The following is a 23,680-nucleotide window of genomic DNA, read 5'->3' on the forward strand; positions in this document are numbered from 1 at the left end:
CCTGCGGGGGAGAATTCAACTCGCAGTTGCGAATGAGCTAGGTCTTGGTCGCCTGAGAATGTTCTGCGTCTCTGATTCGTAGGATTCGCTTGGCAACCTCTCGCTGCACCTGCGAGAAGAACCCGGGCGACTCCAATCGGATTCTGCTTCGCTGCCATGGAGCAGAACCCCAAACACTAAAACAATTGCCCTGGCAACGTGGAATCCTCAACGTCCTCTTCATCGGGGATATTGGAGAGGATGAGCGGCTGAGCGCTAGCACCGACATCGGGAACTCGCTCGCCCTCCGCTTCGTTGCGAATGCTTTCACGACCACTCAATTGATTGATCACCTGCAATGCGTCGAGTGCGGAAATGCGGCCATCTCCGTTGACATCAAAGAAGTTGGCGTCGTGTGGACGCGGCCCGTCGAGATCAAATTCCCCACTGCCTCGCGTGAGCGCGTTGATGACCAAGAGTGCGTCTAAAGCGGTGGTCTTCCCATCGTTGTTGACGTCATAGGCATCGTCGGGATTCGTCCACACGGGATCGACGGAGGCGGGTTGCAATGAAAACGCCAAGATGCCGTTGTCGTCTTCGTCAATGTCTCCCTCACCGCCATCACGTCCGGTCAAGCGAACCCGATCGGCAAGGAAATCGACCGACTCTTCGGCTGCGTTCCCGAACTCAGCAAAGTAGGGATCCAAAGGATCGACAAGGTCATTCACCGTGTAGATCAAGTTGATCGCCGCGTCCCCCGGGGTGATCAGTTCGACAGTCGCGTTGGCACCTGGCGGCAATCCTTCCACCGAAAACAAGATTCGACCGAGAGGAAACATGCCTTCAACGGTCTCCGAACGGAGCGGCTTCTGTGCGGCGATGTTGCTGAGTTGTGTCCCCACACCGCTGATCAACGTCACCATGCCCCCGGCAGTTTCGATGGATGCCACGTGGCTCTGCAAGTAGTCGAGGATCCCGTCTTGGTTGGCATCCGAACCGGCAAGCGAGTTGATCTCGAGGTCGTTGCGGATGCCGTCGTGGTCAATGTCATCATTGAAGCCGATTGGTGTCAACGAAACATGGTTGGTGGTTGTCATGTCGACCAGAAACGAGCGAGGCGTCGAGATTCCGACTTCATCACCAAAGTCAGCGACAACACGGTAGAGTCCGATCGGCAAATGGCTGAATTGGAATCGGCCGTCGGCGTCCACGGACAGTGTGTGTTCGAACGTGCCGTCATCGCCTTCATCGATCATGACCATCCGATCCAGCAAAGCAGGCTCCGAGTTCTCGCGCCGACCATTGCTGTCTTGGTCGACAAACAGCTCACCGGAAATGGATCCGGTATCGAGCACCTCAATCGTGACCGGTCGTACCACGCTGGCAATGCCGTCACTCAGTTCAACCTCAAACGTGTAGGTCGCTGAGCCTTGGGAAACGGTAGGTGTCCAGCGAATCACCCCGTCCGCATCCATGGTGACACCATCGGGTGCACCGGAAAGTGAATAGGTGAGTGCATCGCCATCTTCGTCGGTCGCGATGATCGGAAGCACCAAGTCAAATGTCTCGACAACCCGGACAGTTGGCGTCGGAACGAAAACGGGAGCATCATTCACCGCAGTCGCCTCGATGTCATACACTTCCACTCGCACAAGATCGTCGTCCGGGTCATTGGGATCACCGAAGTCCGTCGCCGTCAGCGTGACCATGTATTCACCGGGACGACCGTATTGATGATTGACGTTGGTTCCGGAGCGCAACGCTGTCCCGTCGCCAAAATCCCAGAGCACTTCGACCAAGTCCGAATCCGCGATCACCGTCGATGCGAGGAAGACGCCGTCTTCCAACACCGTGGACGGAAGGCTGGTTTGAATGAGGGGGGCATCGTTGACCACCACGATCTCGATGACCTGTTCCAGGGTGCGTCCGTCTGCGTCGATGATATGAACGGTCGCGTTGTAGATGCCTTCTTCGAAGTACTGATGGGTGAGCATGGCAGTTGCGGAGACACTGCCAAGGGAGACATCGACGACCTCGGCAAAGTCCTGCGCGGACGTCTCGTCACCCCAGTCAACGGAGTAGGACCAGGTGGTCCGGTTGAGTGTCCCGGCGAGATCCACGATCGAAACGTTGAGTTCTCCGCCTTCACGATTTTGTGTGAACTCAGGCAGCGAAGTCACCGACAATTGCGGCACGCTGTCTTGGACGGTGACGTCAAAGGAATCTGTCACCGTGGATCCGTCCGCGGTCATGGCGACCGTGACCGTGTAGAGACCTTCCGACGAATAGAAGGTTTGCATTTCAAACAGGCGATTCGATGCATGCTCGAATCGCTGGACGTCGCCGTTTCCATAGTCCACCACGATGGTGACGGCATCGCTGCCAGGATCCTGGACAAGTTGCCGTGTGAGGTCCAGTTGGCCTTCCGAGATGACAAGGTCATCGCCCACTTGCAGCACCGATTTCACTTCCTCGACGCGGATGACGGCGAAGGAGACAAACTCGCGGTTGCCGTTTGCTGTGACAGTCGCCGAAACCGTGTAGACACCCTCGTCCAACGGGGTGAAACGGAAACCATTCGCATCTCCTGATTCATCACGCACGGGCCCGCCGCTGACAGTCCAGGTCAAGTCACCTTCAAGCTGGAGATCAACCTCGACGTCCATCGTGTCGCCTTCCAGGGCACTGCTCGGCGAGGAGAGTTGAATCGCTGGTGCGTAAAGGAAGTTGACATCGCCAAGCACCAGGGGCACATCGATGTCCTCGACGTAAACGGTTGGTGATTGGATCACACCAACGTTTTGTCCGCCGACCAGGCTGATTTCCACTTCGTCCGTCGGTGTCAAAAGGTTGAATCGACCACGCGAGTCGGTGACAGCCTCGTAGCCCGCCAAGTTTGCAACGTGCACTCGCACGCCTTCTGTTGGACGACCACTGGTGTCTTTCACCTGCCCTTGGGCAAGTCCGAAGCCACCAACGATCGGGAGCGAAACGGTGGTCGATGCACCGCTGGCGTTGGTCGCCGTCAATTCCATGGAGAAGATTCTCCCCACCGCACCGTTGGTTTCAATCTCCAGTTGGTTCCCGTTGATTGTCGCTCGCAGGTCCGAGTCGTTGGTGCTCTGCATCGTGAAGACGAGTGGTCCGACTGGAGTGTCCCGAAAGAAATCATTGAGCGAATACGAGCGGGCGAAACCATCGCCGTCCCCGAGCGTCAGCGCCGTAGGTCCAATGTAGATCGGCGATGCGCTGGCGTCTTGATGCAAAACACCCCCACGATCATCGAACGCCGTGAGCAGCAACTCACGACCGTGGGAAGTGAGCGTGGTGCCGCGAACATCGAGATGAACCAGGTGGTCCCCCAAAGCTCCATCGACCGGTCGGACCACCAGAGCGTCGGCGGTCAGCAAGCCTCCTTCGACACCGGGGGAGATCACGGCGGTGATGGATCCGTCGTCCGGACGGAAAACTCCCAGGCTCTGCCACTGTGGTCCAAGGCCGTCTTGCGTGCCCACGCTCGCTGCCCGTTGATTGACCGCGATGTCCTTCCCCGCGATGGAATAGATGGCGTTTTCCGTGTGGCTGGCGTCACCATGCCACCGCGCAAACACTTCGTATTCAACGTTCTCTGCCAGCCCATCGACGGACAGGTCCACTCGCTCATTTCCGTTGAGGCTGGTTGTGTCCAGGACCAGGTACGTGCCGCCATTGGCTGCGGGATCGTTGACGACCTGCCAGGGTCCAGTCGCATTCGCGATCGATGCGTCCGTTCCAGCCATCGTGGTCAGCGTTCCCACATCGATTGCCGCGACGTTGTTGGTACCAAGTGTCTGACCCGAGACATCCAGGATCCGTAGTTGCGACAGGCTTCGAATGGCGTCGAGATCCGCGACCTTGTTCCCCGACACGTTCAGGTAAACCAATTCCGTGAGATCCTCCAACGGAGAAAGGTCCGAGAGAGCCCCTTCGCTCTGGTCCGCGATGCTGAGTGCTCGCAGGCTGAGCAGTTGACTCAGCGGAGAAACCGATTGAATGTGGTTGCGATCAAGATTCAGGTACGCCAGTCGCGTCACCCCAGTGGCGCCGAAATCCCCGGGCGCCAGGTCTTCGATCGCGTCCACTTCCAGTTCATTTCCGGAAAGGTCCAAGAAGATCAGCCCGACGAGATACTCAAGTCCTTCGAGGCTCTTGAGTCCAAGGTTGGAGAGATCCATTTGCGTGATCGAGCCGAGATCACTGGCGTGAACCGTGGTCGCGAAGGCTTGGTCACCGCCGGGCAGGGAAATCACCTGTGTGCCGAGTTGTTCCGCGATTGCCGCGGCCAAGGCGGGTTCGCTGAGGCTGACTTCCCCCGGTCCCAGGTCGACGGCTGAAATCCCAATCACGATTCGAGGATCACGCCGTTGCAGTGGCGAACGAGAATCGCTGAACCGCTCCTCGGGAAGTGGACTGGCGATTGCGTCGTTGCTCACGGCGTCTCGTAGTTCAAACAATTCACCGACCAGAGTGTCGTCGCCACTGTCACCATGGATGCGATCTTTTCCGTGACCACCGATCACCACGTCATCGCCGTCGCCACCATGCAAAAGGTCGTCGGCGGGCAGATCGTGTGCATCACCCAGTCGTGGCGAGTCGATTTCGAGCTGGTAGCTCGTTCGAGTTGCGATGCTGTCGGCGATCCGCGACACGCCGATCAAGTACTCGCCAGCGAGAAGGTTTCGCAGGTCCAAATGCTGGAAGTCCTCCGCGATCATTCGACCGGTGGAATCAATCAACTGTCCGGAGACTCCCAGCCCGGTGTCACCCAAGAACAGGCCGGTGTCACTCGAGGAATTCATCGGCTCGAACGCGGCCTCGCCATCGGTGAAACTCAGTTGCACGACCAGCGAACGGTACCCCTGCTCAAAGAGATAGCGGAACCGTTCGATGTCTGACGTCAGGTCAACGATTTGAAGTGCAGACGTGTCATGGACCGTGAGCGTACGCTGGATCACAACATCTTCTGCGAGTTCGTCCCCCGTGATCACAAGGTCGTTTCGACCACCCGCAATCTGGATCTTCACGGTTGCGGTGGCGGGGCCGCCGCCGTTCAGGTTGACTTCGATTGGCGAGGCTGACTTGTCGGGAACATCAGCTGCCCACAACCGGCCCCCGAACACGTTGTCGGTTCGATAGCCCTCCATGACCACGACGCCACCACTCACCGTCATCTGCTCAAACACTCCCGATGTTTGGGGTGTCTCCACAAACTCTCGCACCTGTTTGACCGTGGAGTTCGTGACATGGAACGTCGACAAACTTACCTTCACTTCCCCAAACGCTTGCTCTTGCGATTGAGTTCCCAGCAGCAACTCATCGCCGTCCATGATGGCGTCCGTCAGGAACACATAGCGATCGGATTTGACACTTGATTCTGCGACCCGATTGCCGTCCTGGTCGATGGTCGTCAGACGCAGTTCACTTTCGCCGTTGTTGCCAACGGTCACCAAGTTCGAACCGTCAGTGAAGGTCCGGAACATTGCATTGCCCTTGGTCGCCATGGGCACGTCAATCTGCGAGATCGCCTCGACGCTGGAACCGTCGTAAAAGTAGACGGTACTTTGAATCAGAAAATAGACGCCCGAATCAGTCGTTTGGAAGCCATACGCCAAATCGATGGAATCGTCTGAACTCTCGTGCAACGGATCGATACGGGAACCGTCCGTCACGTAGACCCCAAATCTGCCTGACGACTTATCGGACGCAGCAAAGATCAATTCACCACTGGAAGTTGTTGAGAAATGGCCGTCAGGAATGCGCCCGAACTGATCACTCAATGTGGTGGGCGACGTCTGCCCAGCCTTGAGCACCGACAACTCACCACCGTCTTTCAAGAAGAGCGCATTGGAGGTTGCTGCGAAGGGCAATTGCCCGGACCGCTCAATGACACTCAACTCCGTCGAACCATCGCTTTCGAAACGGATCACAGCCAAGACTGCGCTGTAGGTGCGTTGCTCGATCGCGTTGAAGTAGAGATCGCCATCCAACTCGATCAGATCAGAGTACGGTTGAAGATTCAGTTGATCGGGGTTGCCAACCGGCTTGGTTTCCGTTCCATCGGTGACGAAAAAATTCACCGTCGATGATTCTTGCAGAAGTTCGTAAACACTGGTCGCGAACACGAGTCGATCACCAATTGGTGTCAGATAACTTGGGTTGGCGGATTCCGGTCCAGGGATCGTTTCATAGGCCAACCGTGTCCCCGCAGCGGTTCCATCGGTGACGAACAGTTCACTGTCTTCGTCGTCTTTGGCCGCCACGAAGAAAACGCGGTCTCCGAATCCGTTCCCTGCAGGGACAGCTGTCAATTCCTCGGGGTAGCTGAGCGGGAGACTTGAATCGACGGTTGTCGCCGTCGCCGAACCACGCAATCGTAGTTCCGCGATGTCGATGCTCGCAGGGTCGTCGAAACGAGCCAGCAATCGGGAGAGATCAATCTCGTAGACTCCGCTCTGACCGGAATCAATCACCACACTTGGCACGTTATCAAACGCATCGGATCCGCGAATGATCCCAGACGCACCTTGCGTCGCCGAGTCCGTTCCAAGAATGTCAGGTGTCAACCGGATCGAGTCGCCGACATTCCCATCGCCAACGGTTCGGAACCGATACCAGTCGGTTTCGATGTCGGACGCAAGCGTCGAATCAACTTGAAGCAACCCTTGCGAGTCACGGGCGACATCGCCAATCCCACGGATCGAATCGTTGCTAAGACTCACGACCAGTGATTCATCGGGAAGAGGCACGCGCCGTTGACTCCCCGGGACAACATACAAAATCCCGCCCCCCAAATCTCCCGCTGAGGTCGTCGCTGGTGGATCGGCGAGGATGAGATCATCGATGCGGTCCCCGTTCAGATCGATTGCGTTTCCGCCGGCCAATCCAAAGTTGTTCGAGCCGGTTGGTGCTGAAATGGACGTCACGGAAGTGAGACGTTCGACATTCGAATCGATGGAACGAAGGCTTCCACCATCGATCGCATCATAAAATATGTGTGTCCCGGCCAGGGAGGAACCGGAGACACTGAATCCAAGATCCTGCTCGCCATTGCCATCGAAGTCACCGATCGCCACGCGGGCGTCCAGTAGCGTGCGTCTGGATCCTGGCAGGGGGGCGAACGTGACAGCGGCCTCGCGGGCAGCGAAATTGTTATCGCCCGTCAATTCTTGTCCGGTGTAAATCAACAACGCCCCGGATCCATCTCCCGGGTCCGCCAGATCACTGATGGCAATCACATCCGCAAAGCCATCGTTGTTCAAATCGCTCACCACCACAGGGAGCTCGGCATTGAGGGCACCCTGATTTCCCAGTTCGGGATGGTTGGGGTCGCGAAGGCCCGCCGTATCGGCCGCCAGTTGCAGAATTGGCGAAGTCAGCTGATATCCAAATCCAAAGCTTCCGCCCTTGTGAAGGTAGGTGCGTGAGATCACCACCTCGGGATCGTTGTTCCCGTTTGTGCTGTATTCCCAGCCTCGAGGGACAGTGGTCACGACGTCATCGAGTCCATCGCCATCAACATCCCCAAAGTCAAAGAACGCTTCTGGCGAACTGCCCGTGTGCGTGACCGACGCAGGATTGTCAAAGTGCGATTCCGCAACCGTCGTCGCATCCTCGATTCCCGATCCAATGAGGATCAGATAGTCTTTGTTTCCAGTCGTATTGTTGATGACTTGTTCATGGATTTTCTTCCCGTCCAAAACACCGCCGTAGTTCACACTTGTGATCCCGTGGCGGATGCTGGGCTCCTGGCTGAAGACCGCGAGGTCGGCGAACTCATCCTGGTTGAAGCGAATCCACGCCGCTTGAATTGGCACATCGAGCGTTCGATCCAGCGATGCAAGTTGCTTGCCGAAGAGGTCGAATTGATGGTCCAGATCCTGATACTCGAAACCGCCCATCGGGATGGCAAACAATTGGGAAGAATTCTGTGTCAGGTTGCTCCCGCTGATCATGTTCACGCTGGTCGTTCCCTCCGTTCTCGCCAGATCAGTGAAGCGGGTGACAGCGTAGGTCAGATCGTCAAATCCATCGCCGTCGACATCGACGGGGCCGTTGAGCCATTCGACACTTCCTGTTTGGGGATAGTTCAGAATGTAGTCGGCGGCATCACGGATGTCGGATTGGTCACCGAACAGAAAATTCGGATCGACGTGGCCAAGGAACACATACGCTCGTGTCGCGCCCGGGATCACAAAGTCGTTCCGACCATCCGCGTTGATATCACCCAACGAAATCACTTCACCAATCATCTCATCACGGCGTCCGCCCTCGATTTTTGCGGCCGTCTCCACGGCAAAAGCTGCGTCATTCAGGCCGACCGCTTGGCTCGGAGCCAGTTGCAGTGCACTTCGGTCTGCCGTCTGGTACTCCAACCGCTGGGAAGGCAGTGACGGTCCCGACGTTGGCTGAGTTAAGATCTCGTTGTCGACAACCGAAATTTGATAGCCACCGAGTCCATACGGAAGTTGCTGCGGAACTTGCCCGTCCTCGAAACCCAAGTAGGCAAACGAGAAGATGTCCGCGGAACGTACCGTCATGGGACGATCCTTCAGCGAAACCAGAACCAGCCGGGCTCGCGTTGTGTGGTAGTGGGCGCGGACATCGCTTCCCAGCCCCAAGTTTTGGAGCTCAGCATTGAGGTCCGCGGCAATCGAGCCACCGGCTTGTCCCGAGGAAACATCCACGCCAACCGTCAAGGTGGGTTGACCGGAAATGTCCAATAAGAAACGGGCGGTCACGGTATTCCCCGGTCCGATCAGGTCCAGCCGTGGTGCCGATCTCGCGACAATCATTTGACCGACCGGGTTGTTGATCCCAATTAAAAACACATCCGGCTGTCCGGCGGTCGGCGTGTAATTGCCGGTTTCCAAATCCACCAATGCTGGGATCACCTCCGGACCTCCGCGTCCGGTGGCTCGATTGATGTCGCTCCAGACGCCCTGCATTTCAAACTCGTCGAAGTCAACGATCAGTTCGTTTGCAGTGAGCGGATCACTCGCGGCGGAGGCGGGGATGACGTACCAGTCACCGCCGTCGCCATCGTGCAACGTCAGATTTTGAAGCGAATTGTTTTCGAACTGGACAGGCGTCGCAAAGGCGGGTGCGTCGTTGAATTGATCCTGTCCAGCAACAACTTCCAGGCGGTCCCAGACAAACTCTGGAGAAGCGATCATGTCACCGACGATCAAGTCATTGCCTGCGTCGCCCTGAAGATTGTCGTTGCCACCGCCGCCGATGATCTGGTCCAGACCTCCGCCGCCAAGGATGACGTCGCCATAGGGTGAGCCAATGAGCAAATCGTTTCCAGCGCCCCCACGAAGAATGAAGTTCGCCACCGCACCGCCAACTTGCCGGTCGCCCGGAGAGATTCCATAGGTTTGTCGTTCGTCGTTGCTCCCATCGAGCAAGTCAAATTGAAACCCGGACACGTTCACGACATCGTCACCGAGGATGCTGTAGGACGCTTCGTCCAGCCTGACTTGGTCGGCGCCGCTACGAGTGTCAAACTCGGTCGCCTCGATCTGTCGTGCGCGGTAACTGGCCGAGTGAATCACGAATTCGTTGCCAACGGTCTCAAAACGCTGGTTCGCCGTGTCCCAAACCTTGGCGGCCATTTCCCAAGTGTTAAGCAGTGGCTGATAACGCAGGGTGACAAAATCGGGGACCGGACGTCCCTGCTCATCAATGTCTCCGCCCAAAAACAACACCCGGTCATACCCCTCGCCACCTTCCAGTTCATCTGCCAGCGTCAATTCCAGTTCACCGACCTCCGACGGAATGATCTGGAACACATCGTTGCCATCGCCGCCGATCAGAATGTCGGAAGCAGCTCCGTCGACGCCACCTGTGATGATGTCGTCGCCATCCCCACCAATCACCCAGTCTTCACTGGGGCCGCCCCGAAGGATGTCGTCCCCCGGTCCACCGACAATCACATCACGGCGAAGGAAGGTGTCGGATTGCGATCCCAACTGAATGCGCGCGACGCCCAGGGCGGTGTCACCACCCAAGTCGATCCCCAGGTTGTACGACGTGGGGCTGCCGTTGCCGCTGCGAACACGAATGTAGACGCGCTGTCCGACAGGATAGGATGCGGTGTTTCGAGTCAGAGAGGTCCGGGAGGGGCGGGTTGGATCCAGAGTCGCCACTTGCGTTTCGAGAGTTCCCAACAACGCGAGTTCGTTGATGCCCTCGTCTTCCACATGCTCATACAATTCAACTTCGATGTGGTCTTCCGCGGACAATGAATCCACGACGATACGAAGTTGTTCCGCAGGTGTCATGCCATCGCTGACGAACGTGAACCAGTCCACGTCGGTTGGGGAATCGAGCGTCAAGTTGGTGAAGTAAGCGGTTTCGCCGAGTCGCGATGGATCACCCGCCTCCGAATCGGAGAGCTCATAGGCCTGCGAGAAATCATCGACGCCACCGAAAACATCGTTGCGAGGATCGGCGTCCGCGATGTCGACGAGGATCGCGGTCCCTGCGGAATACTCCACAATGTCATCGCCTTCACCCGCCGCCGTCCAAACCGTTTTCTGGACCGTCGGCCCGACAAAGACTTGGTCGTCGCCTCCGCCCGCATTCACAATGATCGCGGTGAAATCTCCTTCGGGTGGCAACAGATCCCCTGACAACTCAAGCGTTCGCGCGGCAAGTCGTCGAGCGTCGTCGTCAACGGCGTTTCGGATCTCCTCCACCGAATGAACCAGATCGCTTGGATCCCAAACCAAAGAACCATCGGGATTGGTGGCGGCAAAGTCCAACCGCACCTGAGCATCGAACGAGAAGAATCCGTTGTTTTCGGTCAGCCGTGTGATCAGATGATGATTGCCGAGCAATCCAGGCTCGGTGACAAAGTCCACCGAAATGATGTCGTCACGTTCGGTCCCTCCGTAGTACCAGACTGAATCATTGTTGCGAGCATATTCCAGCCATTCGTCGCCAGCCGGAACACCAAAGTTCTCCAGCGGTTGACCGTCAACGTCGTGCAGCGTGTCGTCGCCGGCGCCGCCGTACATGAAATCCAGTCCCGTGCCGGCAAACAGGAAGTCATCCTGGTCGCGCCCGAGCATCCGGTTCAGCCCGGTGTCTTCACGGGTCCCATTTTCATCGAAAACCCCATAGTCAGGTCCGCTGAGATGGGTTCCATCACCGGTCGGATCACTCGACCAAGCAAAAAGATAGTTCACCCCGAGCCCGCCAATCAGATCATCGTTCCCACCACCCGCGTACAAATGATCCTCATCGATTGACATTCCGTTACCGGAATCGCCCCACAGCCGATCGTCACCGCCAAGTCCAAACACCTCGTCGCTTCCAGGACCGCCATCGAGCCGATCGCGACCAGCCGACCCGGTCAATGTGTCATCGCCCGATCCACCCTGAAACACACCGACCCAATCACGACTGCGTGCAGCCAAGTCGCTGGTATCAAACGAGGCCTCAAAACCGATGGTGTCATTCCCACCCAAGCCATTGATTTGATACTGCTCCACCAGGGTGTTCCCGTCGGAATCTTGGATGCGAATGTCAATTTGCCGCAGGGGTTGGTCGCCTATTTGGTAGTTGACGATCGCTTGATCGCCGTTGCCCGCGATGGTGATCACGTCGTCTTGGTCCGAACCATTGATGACGATGATGTCCGTCGAATTGTCCAATCCAAAGGGTGACTCATCGGGCGTGTCCGCGAATCCGCCGTCCATCACATCCAGGTCGTCGCCATACTCCACGGCAACATCCAGCCGCAAGAAGTCGATTCCGTGCCCGCCGTACAACCGATCGTCACCGTCATGACCTTCGAGTTCGTCCACGTTTGCACCACCGAACAGCACATCGTTTCCGCCACCGCCTTGCAACAAGTCGTCGCCAAAACCACCCACGAGCAGGTCATCACCGCCAAAGGTTCGAAAGTCGTCATTGCGTGCGTAGTTGCTGCCGGCGAGAGCGTCCCCCAGCAAACGGTCATCGCCGCCCCCACCGATCAAAGTGTCTTGCCGAAGATTTCCCAGCAGTTCATCTCGCCCTTGGCCGCCGTCGAGGTATTCGCCCCGCAAACTGACCTCGTGCATCAACTTGGTCGGCGCGTAGGCCCACAACACGTCGTTTCCGTCGCCACCATAGGCCCGTTGACCATACGTTTCATGGACGCCCAGGACATCGATGCCAGCACCGCCGAGGACGAAGTCATCGCCACCGTCGCCGTAGCTGAAATCAATTCCCGCACCGGCTTCGATCCGGTCGTCACCATCGCCGCCGCGAATCACATCGCTGCCCGGCGAGCCGATCAAGACATCCGCGCCGCGTCCACCGTCGATGTACCCGTCCCCACCCCCCGATTCAATTCGGTCGCGTCCGCCGCCACCGAACAGAAAATCGCGACCGTCGCCGCCGATGATCCAGTCGTCACCGTCTGCGAGTGAGCCCTCCAACGGGCCGCCCACTGTGATCGCGGGAACAAGCGGCGGGAACTCGATTGCCGAGTCACTGGCAACGTAGTCGTTCGGCGTCACCAAACTGACCAGCAATGCGCTGCGTTGATAGATTCTGAGTCCACCCCAGATCACATCGACACCGGCATCGCCGCGAAGCGTGTCGCTGCCGATCCCACCAACGATTTCATCGTCACCATCGCCGCCGCGTACCAAGTCGCTCCCGCTTCCCGCATCAACGAAATCATTGCCGTCGCCGGCGATGACGACATCGTCTCCATCGCCAGTGGAGGCCCAGTCATCGCCGCTTCCCAGGTACACGTTGTCGTTGCCTCGACCAGTCGTCACCCGGTCATTTCCCACACCAACGCTGACTTCGTTGTTCCCATCCCCGGCATCAACGATGTCGTCACCAGCACCGGTCAGGATCGTGTCATCACCACCACCCAAGGTGGTGACCAGGTTGTTTCCGTCGCCCACATTGATGTAGTTCGAACCGCTGCCGAGCACGTCAATGATGTCGTCACCGGCATCGCCTAAAATGCGATTGTCGCCGCCTCGGTCGGTCACCTGAGAACCTGAACGTTGACTCGCACTGGACACCTTTGCCGGAGGTCGCAAGTCGATCAGGTCGTTCCCATCTCCGGCATCGACAATGTCAAACCCGGATCCTGTGAAGATCACGTTGGCACCATTGCCCGCGTCGACCACATCGTCACCGCTTCCAGTCCAAATCTGGTCACTCTGATCCCCTGTCGTGACACGGTCATTGGATTCGTAAGTGAACACCCGTGTGATTCCGCTGATGTCAGTGACCACGTCGATCCCAGCGGTGCCATGAATCACATCGTTGCCGGCACCACCATCGAACGTGTGCGCGCCCACATCGGCGACCGGTTGAAGCGTCGCGAAGTCAGGGTTGTCACGGGTCGTGACGGCACCAACCAACAAGTCATCGCCGTCGCCTCCGAACAGATCATCGCTGCCGGCGCCGCCAAAGAGTTCGTCATTCTCGGCTCCCCCGCGGAGCACGTCATCGCCTTCGCCACCTTGCAAAAAGTCGCGGCCGATCCCGGTGCCATCTTCCGACTCGCCGTGGAGGATGTCGTTGCCCGCGTCACCTGACAGGATGTCATCGCCGTCACCGCCGAAGAGAATGTCGTTTCCTGCATTGCCGCCGAGATAGTCGTCTCCGTCTTCGCCGTGAATGCGATCGTTGCCGGCGTTGCCCTGCAGTTGATCGTTTCCTTGACTGCCAAAAATTGTGTCGTTTCCGGCTCCGCCATCAATCAGGTCATTGTCGCTGTAATAGAACGTGACCGCCGATTGTCCCGGGGGAGTGATGGTGCGCCAGTCGGGCATGCCGGTGCCTTCACCGATCAACAGGTCATTTCCAGCACCGCCAAAAATCGTGTCATCGCCTTGGCCGCCGTAGGCCGTCAGCGGACCTGCGCCCCCGGTGATGTCGTCGTCTCCGTACCCGCCATGGACTGTCACAGGAAGAACAAAGTTCTCTTCGATGAAGATCTCGTCATCTCCTTCGCCGGCATCGATCCACACACGCGTCACACCGCTGAATTCCTGGTCCGTGCCGAAGCCCGTGATCACGGTCTTGCCGTTGTCCTCGTTGGTGGAGACAAAGATGACGTCATCGCCATCGGACAGGTCGCCATCTTGGCGTTCCGATGATTCGGGACCGACGTGAACGATCAACGTGCCATCGTCGGTCAAGCGACCGAGGATGGGGTTGGCGGGTTCGGGCCGAGGAAATTCATAGTTGACCAGCACCTTGGGCCCCAACCGAGCTTGCACGCGAATCCCAAAGGCTTTCGCGTACGCAGTCAAAGCGACGTCCAACTGCCCGGAGGCGTCAAAGATCCAGAGTGGCCCCAATGCAGGCGCGTTGCCGAGCTGAATGTTCTCGTTCAGTTCGCTCAACCGAACCTTCCCGTCCAGGTCAGGATCGTTCAGGTCCAACAACAACGCGGCGCCCAGTTCGGCCTCGACTCCGGCTTTGGCGACGGCCAAGTTGATCTCGCCTCCAGCGGTCACTGCGAACCGGAACGTCATTTCGGGACGATCGGCATAGATGGGATCCTCGTTCTCATCGATTCCGACTTGGCGATAGTCGTCCAGATAGAACCCATCCAGAAGGTCCACTCCCTGTCCCGTCTCGGCAAATTTCCGGATGCCTTGGGTGTCGTAGCCAAAGGCAAAATCAATGATCGCGTTGAACTGGCCACCGAAAGTGATTTGGAAACCTGGGAAGACCGGCACGCCAATGTTGAAACCGAATTCGGCTTCCAGTGTCGGCGCTTGAAACTTCACCAGGTCAACGTCGTTGCCAAACAGCAATCCAATGGCTGAAGCGGGATCTTCAAAGATTGGAAAGCGAAACTTTCCTGGTTGGGTCGTTGTGCTGCCACCGCTGGAAATGTTCGTCGTCTGCCTCGGCAGGTTCCGCAAGTACTCCGCTGACTCGTTGGTCGCTTGCTCGGCTTGGGCCAGGTAGTCATCAAAATTAACGCCAGGGCTGCTGGCGTCCTCGGTGACCACCGCGTCACCGTTCGCGTTTGTCGACACGCTGAAGTTGCCCAGCGGCAGGATCAGCCCATCCGCACTCAGAGGCAGGCCGACGATCGCGTCGTTGACACTGATGATGGCGTTGACAAATTCGGCGACCGTTTCACCACCGCTTCCGAACGCTCCAATCAAGTCCACAAAGGTTGTTGGCCCGATGATGTCCGACAACACAGGAATCGGTTGGGTCAATTTGTCGATCGTGGGCTGCAGCGGTTCCAAGAAGTCTTGAACTGGTCCGAGGATGGGCGCGATCACATCGGCCACGAAGGAACCCAGGTCCAGTCCCGCATCCGTGATGCTGAAGCTAGGTGAGGTGATCGAGCTGATCACATCGGCAACGTTTCCGCCGGACACCGCTCCAAATTGAACATGCAGGTCCGCGGTGATTCGGGGCAACCCTTCGGTCGATGTGTTCAGCCCCGTGTTCACGTTGGCGTGCAGGCTACCGACGAACTCCGTCGCGACCGTGATGCCAGCGAAGGCGTCGGCGATATTCGCCAGCGTGTACGTGTCCGCTGGAAAGTTGATGCCAAAGCTTCCGCGGACGGCGTTGATCGCTTCCGTCGAGGAATCCAGCGGATCAATTCGTGAGGCGGCGAGTTGGTCGGGTGTCAGATCATCCGCATGGAGCGCGGTCAGCCCCACATCCAGAGGTCCCAATCGTCCTTGGGCGACCAAGCGGTCGATCCCTGCATAAAAGTCGACTGCCAAGTCGTTTCCGTCACCAAATGTGACGAACGGACCCGCGTCCAAGTCGATTCCGATCCCAACGTTGAAAACAAACCCCGCCTCCAGCGACACGTCGCCCTCGACGTCCAAACCCAGCACGCTACCGCCGAGATCCAAGTCGATCGGCAGGGGACGACTGGCACTGGCAACGCCGAGGCTGAGGTCGAATCCCAGCCTCCGATCGTTGCCATCAAACGTCGGCAATCCGATGTCAGCGACAGTTACCGATCCGTCGCCGTTGCGATCACGAATGATATTCAACCCATTCCCGCTGACTCCAGGTCCCAACACCAAAAAGATTGCGTCGGCGACCTGTTGACCGATCTGTGGGTTGTCGTCAAATCCCTGGTTGAAAGCATCCGCCATCGGCCCGACAAAGGTGTCCACGAAGTCAACGGCGTCCGCGATCGCTTCGCCGATCAGGGGAACCGGAATGCCAAGGATTTCATCACCCAGGTAGCCATCGATCGATTCGAACAAACCTTGCAAACCGGCTGCCAAAGCCGCGATTCCGTCGCCCAACGAAAGTCCGCTGATCGCGTCGGTGATGTCGGGAATGGACAGGGCGTTGCCCGTTTGATTGGTGATCGGCGTGTCAACGAGTTGGGTTGGGAACACGAAACTGTTCAGGTCGGTCCACTGCAACTGCAACTGCGAGTCCGCCCCCAAGATGCTGGTCGGCAGATCAACGCCGAGGGCGGCACCCTGAGCGACATTCAAGTGGCGTTCAAAGTCGGAAGGCGACAAATTGGGCAGTGTCTTGAAACCGCCTGGCCAATTGCCAGCCTCGATCGAGATCCCAACTGGCTCGGTGGAATCGGGCCCCCCATCAAAGTTCAGACCATCCCGATCAAACGCAACGCGGCCACCAATGATCGCGGCGTCTAGCGAGAGAATCGACGTCGAAAAGTTCAGGTCGTCTGCATACAGCCTTGCCTCCGCAAACACACCGCTGGTGTCATAGACACGCACGGCATCGTCGAAGTCAGCACCTTGCAACGCGTTGACGTCCAGCCCCAGGTGCGCCCGCAAGGCCGCGCCAGCTTCCACTCCGACAACCCCGGAGCCTTCGAAATCAACGAAGTTGTCGAGCGTCTCGAAGCCCTCGATTTCGGACAGGTCGATGTTCAGGGCTCGCGTGGTCGTGACATCGTATTCCAGGTCCAAGTCGATCCGGATCACGCGGTTCTCGGGCTCCAACCGCAAATCAAACTGATGGTCTTCTAGACCCAACATCTGCACGATCTCCGCCTCGAGCGCGTTGAGCAGTCCGCCAGGACTGTCCTGCAACTGCTCGATCAGATTGGCGACATCCTCAGCCACGTTCAGGATTTCGGACAGCGACGCGCCGATCAGTGGCAGCGGTTTGTCCATCAAATCTTCGCCGCTGACGTTCTCGACGAATTCGACCACTTTGCCGATGAGTTGAATGATGTCCTGGACGGAGACGTCTGAGAAATCCAGGAGATTGTCCAAATTCTCCGATGTCAGTGAAAAGTTTTCCGGTTGCAGACGAACTCGCGGATCGGCGGTCAGAATGTTGTCCCAAACCAAGTCGATGCGAGGGATTTCATTGGGATCGGTGGGCTGAGTGTTCAAACCGGCGACATCCACGATCAACTCGCCGCCGATTGCCAGGTCGGCGTCCAAGTCCAGATCAAGGGACGTGAAGGGATGAATGATCGCGTTGCCCAGATCCTGGAGCGTCAAAAAGTCTTGTCCCGCCGGCACGGGGACGGTCAAGTCCAACGAACCGGAGAAACTCCCGTAGCCGTTGCGAACTTCCGCTGACAACAACTGGCCGATCGCAGCAGACGCTTGGATATTGCTGGCCGTCGCAGCAAATGAAGCGTGCAACGTTGGCGGCCGCGTGACCCGAACGTCCAGTCCACGAGTGGTCTCACTGGTGGATCGCAGCGATGCACCGACCAGCCGCCCCAAGCCATTGGCATCAACGCCGATGACCCCCAGTTCAATCGGCAACGTCGACATCGCGTGACCACCGGAGTGATCCAGCGTGACCGAGAAAGGTGCCCCAGTTGGTTCTGTCGTACGGTCAACGATGACAAACCGATACAGCCCACGACCAACTCCCGAGTCGGTTCGTTGCAGGGAGGCCTCCACGACCACGATTCCGTCCCGCATGACCCGGAACTGTTCCGCGTACCTACGCAGCGTCATTTCCGGATCATGACGCAGCAAGAGGTTCTCTGTGGTTCCATCTCGAAGAGACAACGTCACCGGAACCGTGCTTCCCGCTGCTGTTTTCTCTGCCAACGCCTGTGTTCCCAAGTAGGCCGCCAGCGTCGTCGACGGGTCAACGACCGAGGTTCGCAGCGGCGGTGTCAATAATTGACTGATGAATCGACCGTCACCATCATCGTCCACTGAATCCGGGAACAGTTCGGCCAGCGCGGTTGCCAAGCCACCGGTCCCAAAGTCAATCGAAGTGGGGACTTGGTCCGTGGGCGATCCGCCGTGGGTGATTTCAATTCGTCCGTTGACCCATTGAGCGCTGACCGGATTGAGCCGATTTTCTTGCACGGTCAGTGCAGTCAGCAGCGTTTCAAATTCATCGTTGGCATCCAGCGGGCCAATGGTGACGGGAGCAAGGACGATCGGGTTGGATGCATCACCGGACTGAAAGGTAATTTCGGTTGTGTCGCCATTCAACAAAGGATGGTCGAAACCAAAGACTTGCCCCAACTGCAAATTTGTCTGCCGATTTGACTTTGCCAGAGAACCTGATTTGATCTCACGCGGCACTTCGATTGATTCGCGAATGATGCTGGGTTCAATGTCGACCAGTCCCATTTCGCTCAACAGGAAGCCAAAGCCCGATACGGAGGACTGCAAACGCAGCGGTTGATCCCCCTCCGCTTGATCGCGAACGACCAGTCGGTCACCAAGCAATTGCGCCGTCAACTGGGGCTGATCGCCATCAACGATCGAGATCATCTCAGCGAGTTCGTCCAGGGTGGTGGTCGTTGTCAGACCGGACAGGGTGATCGTGTGCTCGGCCCCCGTCGAGAGCGTGACGATCAACACGTGGTCATATTCGGTGGGGTCAGACCAACCGTTCCGCTGCGTGATCAACGACACCGGGGTTTGTCCGTTGATGGGCGGTTCCGCATCACTCGAAATGGCAGGCAGAATTCGGTCTCCAGTGACCCACCCGTCTCCGTCGGCGTCACGTCCAAGCGGGATGAACTGCGCTGGCCAACGACTGCCCGTTGAACCGGTTTCAAAACCGATCTCAAAAACGGCGTCCGCAGACGACGACGTTGTCAAGTCACGCAATTGAATCGCATCGTTTTCAAACCAGGCTTCCAGAATCCGTTGCCCATCTCGACGAAGGGTCAACTCGTTCAGCGCATCCAAGAGCGTTGTGTCGGGCAAGTTGCCGAACGCCACTTGGTGGGTGGTCCCGTCGCGAAGCGTGATCTGCAGCGGTGCTGCATCGGGTTGATAGCGAGCCGCTGCACGCTGGGAATTCGAATAGATTTCGTCGACATCCTGCATCAGCAAGGCGTCATAGCTCGTGACGGTTACCAGTCCAGTCGGTGAGAAGGTCTCCAGTGAAACATCCCCCGCAAGACGCCGAACCACGGTATCGGCAACGGGATTCCCGATGATACGGTCGTCGTCTGGGCTGGTGATACGGTCGGCAAACATGTGACGAAAGAGGGAGGTCGCTGAGCTCAAGGCGAGCGAGGCTGAGCCTTGGGTGTGATCAAGGATCTGCCAACGACCGTCACGGACAATCAGTTCTGCAACTGTTTCACCGAACTCGTTGACCGAACGGAGCGAAGCGATTGCCTCGTCGATCGTGTAGCGATCGATGTCTCCCGGCAAGCTCAATCGGATCAAATCTCCGTTCCGCACCCGAAACGAAATCGACTGGTCGGTGATTGTTTGATTTTGAAGGCCCAGCCGATCAGCGATCACCAGCATCGATGTCCAACCCGGTACATCGACATCAACGTCGACGTACACTGCAGGCGGCTGAGAGCCGATGTCGTCCTGCGTGGCCGAGTGCAGAGAGCGGCCCGAGATGAATCCGTTTTGATCCACATCGATGACCGCCCCGTCTCCCAGAAGCCAAGCAAAGACACCTCCGCCAACGGTCGTGTCCGTGATGCGAAATCCAGTTCCACCGGCCTCGAACGTCTTGTCATGGATGAGCACTCGATCATCACGGATTGGCAGTGCTGCAAATGACTTGACGTCTTCATCGATCTCACCAACGCTCAAAGTCCCCAGCACGTCCGCAAGGCTGGTGGACGCATCAATGACCTCCGTGGAAACGTTGAATGATTCGCCGCTGGAAAGCTGAACAGTCGCTGTTGACACAGAACCTGCCCAGACCGGTGAGGACTCGGTTGACGCGAGTGACAGAATCGAAGCGTTCAGATCAAACGGTGAGTCGGGGCTGGTGGGCAGAGCAGAGCGGATGTCTCCGATCGTCAGTTGGTTGGCCCCCGCGGCCGCGGTCGCCGGTCGCACAAATTCACGAATCAGTTCCGACCCGTTGCCACGCCATTCGAGCTTGAAATCGTTGCCAGGTTGAGGGTCGGTCAAGTCAGTGATCACCAACTGGTTGTTCTCAAAATGGGCGTGCGACTTCCATTCTCCATCGTCAAAAATTCGCAAGCTGGCTGAAAGCTGTTGAATCGACATTTCGCTGATCGGTCCGAGATCGATTCGGTGTGTCGACCCATCGCTCAGCGATAAAGTCAGGTCTCGAGAATCTTCCTCCAGCCCCTCGATATCAACAGAGAAAAAGTCGGCCAACTCCTGATCAGAATCAAACAATCCGTGCGTCAGGTTAAGCGGCACACTGGTGGGAATGCCAAAGCTGGGATTCGCAGGTTCAAAGATTTTTTCCCAGACCCCATCCGTCGACGTGACCTCGGTCGTCGCGATGGTGGGTTTGTTGTACCCGAGGTCTTGCATGAACCCGACCGACAAAGCCGTGACGCCAATCGGCGCGACAAGATACTCCCCGATTTCGTGGGTCATCGTTTCGCCGTATCTCGCGAACGTTGACGTGTCCACATGAGACGTGCTGGAACCCGGGTTGTATTGATCGGGCGCAAAAATCCTGACGGGGCCTGCGGCGATGGGATTCGCATCGCTTGCATTCGGCCCAGCAAAGAACAGATCTTCGCTGATCAGACTGGCCGCACGTTCTGCTTGCCCCAACGACTGAATAGGAGTCCCGTCGCCACGGACGAGGAAAGAGTCAAAAATAGAATGCCACCCCGTGGCATAGTAGCCGCCCTCTTTGACAATGTTGCTCGCGAATCCAAGTCCATGAAGAATCTCGTGCGTCGCAACTTTGAAAAGCCCGTATCGCCCAAGGTCGGATGGACCCGAAACGTCATGATCCCAGTTGATGTCCGAGAGGAACGTCGCGTTGACCACCGGTCCCGACTGCAACTCTCCATCGATCATGACGGGTCCCCCGTTGAGGTAGTTGGCCAAGTTTGCAAAGTAGGTGGTGTTGTTGAGCCCATTGTTGAACGTCTGTCCAACCGCAAAAGCGGTCGGGCCAGCGGACGCCAACGGATTGGAACCGGCCGGATCGGGGTCTCGGTAGCCCACACTGATGGTGAAGGTGTCGTAACCTGGCACCGACGCGAAAACCGATTCCATGTGATCGGCGGCGGCTTCGACTACAAATCGCCTGGCTTCACCGAGCGTCGTCGCCCAAGGCACGTCGGCATCGCGAATCGGCGTTGAATCGAAGAAGCCAAAGTCCGAATCCTCGGAATCGCGATACTCGATTTCGATTTCGACTCGGTCCGCCCCGACGGTATGATCGACCACGACAAAACGGTTGTTCAAATCCTCATAGGGCATTCCCACCAGAACCGTGGGTTCGTACTCCAAGGTCATCAGGACTTCGCCGTTGTTGTCGTCGACGACCGTTCCTCGCTCCAGCCACTCACCGATGGTCACCCATGGGTCGATCGTTCCCATGTTAGCGCTGACGATTCTTCCGTCGTGCAGGGTGACGTTCAACATTTGTTCTTCGTTGGCCAGATGCGTTAATCCAAGCCGATCCAGGATGGTGATCATGGGTGTCCACAATGGAGCGTCCCGGACGAAGTCACCAGTCGGATCAAACCGCTCTGAAATGACATCGATGATCTCTCGCGTTTCGGATTTCAGTCCGATTTGAATCTCGAAATCCAACGACAAGTCCCGCGAGATCGTCAGTCGGTTGTCCGTCCCGCTGACACCTGGTGTCATGCTGATCGATGCAATCGGTGAGTCCTCGCTCCCGGCCAGCACATCGATGTTGGCTTGCCGGACCAGGTCCTCGGGATTCCACGCCAACGCGACGTCGATCGTGATCGTTTGGTTTTCTGCGTCGTAGGTGATGAAGTCGCCCACGCCGCCCGACAAAGAGGGGATCAACTCCTGCAACTCTTGAATCGAGCCAAAGGCCGGCAACCCATCCCCCGTTTTCAGGAATTGCAACACGCCGCCCGCGTAGGCGTCGGCAAATCCGGCAACCTCGCTCAACGAAACGTCGTCGCCCAAGGGCAGCGGGTAGTTCAGCACATCCCCCGCTTCCCAGGCGCCAAACACGGTCCCCAGCTCTTCCAATGTCGATAGAATCGAAGTCGCATCGATCGATCCGAAGCCGGTGATTGCGCCGGCGTCGTAATCCGCTCCACGAGGAACTTCCAATTCCAATTCCGGCAGATCGGAGTCAAACGGATTCGTGTCCCGCAACGTGAACACAGGCAGGAATCCCCCGGTATCAAAACCAGCCATTTCAAAATCAAATGGCAGACGCACTTCGATGCCACTGCCAATGACCTGTGTGTTCAATCCACTGAATTCATCCGAGAGCGAAAACCCGCGGAGGTCATCGAGTGAAATCTCGCCCCCAAACAAATCGCTGGTCCCCAGCCGCAATCCAAGGTCGGCGCGGATGCTGCCTCCCGTCACGCCGCCGGACAAGAAACCCGACTGCGCCGCAAAGTCGATCGGGATGTTGGCTTCATCAGCAATACGAAGCACAACGTCGGGAATCTTGATCGACACCTCTTCGACGGCGTTGCGGACCACTTCAAATGAAAAGTCCTCCAACGACAGATTGAATGGCAGGGCGGTGGCCAATGCGTCACTGTCGACCGCATCCAACAGACTGTCGGCGCGAGACAGGATGGGTTCCAACAACGCCGCGATCGTGCTTTCGATTTGCTCCTGCAGATCGAAGTTCAGCTTCACCCCCTGTTGCCCGGCCGTCAGCCCCGACACCGACTCCAGAAAATCAAATTGGTTGACCAACTGGGTTGCGGTGGCGGTCGGGTGACTCTCCAGAAACGTTCTCAGTGGCTCTGCAATGTTGGTCTCGAAACGATCCGCGAGTGAAAACAACGACTGCACGGTGGAAGTGTCGATCAACGTGCTGCCCGCGATGCTCTCAGGCACCAGCGATCCCAAGTAGGGAATCTCAGCCGCCAGGGCAGGCGCCGAGTTGATTGCCGCAACGACTCGAGAGATCTCGTCGACGGCCTGACGCAACCCCATGGCAAATGAGTCCACCGTGTCGCTCCCGTACTGGACCGCCGCATCAATGGTCTCCGCCGCCTCGCCAAGCGGGCTTTCCCCCTCCGCCGAGACCTGAGCAAACAACGCCCGCGGACCGATCGCCTCCAGGCCGAAATCGCCGGCCAGCATCCGACGTTGCTCCAATTTTTCGGTCAGCAACCGACGCCTTTTCAGGGCATCGCGGTGGTGTTGGCGTGAGCAGGAAGACGTTGATTTGGAACGGATCATGGTCGGCCGCGATGAAGAGAATGGGGCAAGCACTGCCACTCATCCTACCCCCTCGGGTGCCCACCGTGCCCCCTTTACTTAAAATGATTGGAGGTGTCGCGGGCCACGAGAACCTTTTG

The 23,680-nt window shown here is 57.6% G+C and carries 1 protein-coding gene; it reads right to left on the reverse strand.

Features of this window, described 5'->3' with window-relative positions; translation table 11 throughout:
• Positions 1–176: 176 nt before the first annotated feature.
• Complete coding sequence (locus RISK_RS32785) at positions 177–23,492, reverse strand: PKD domain-containing protein (protein ID WP_150122499.1); 23,316 nt, start codon at positions 23,490–23,492, stop codon at positions 177–179.
• Positions 23,493–23,680: the final 188 nt, after the last annotated feature.

The sequence above is a fragment of the Rhodopirellula islandica genome (assembly GCF_001027925.1).
Classification (GTDB): domain Bacteria; phylum Planctomycetota; class Planctomycetia; order Pirellulales; family Pirellulaceae; genus Rhodopirellula; species Rhodopirellula islandica.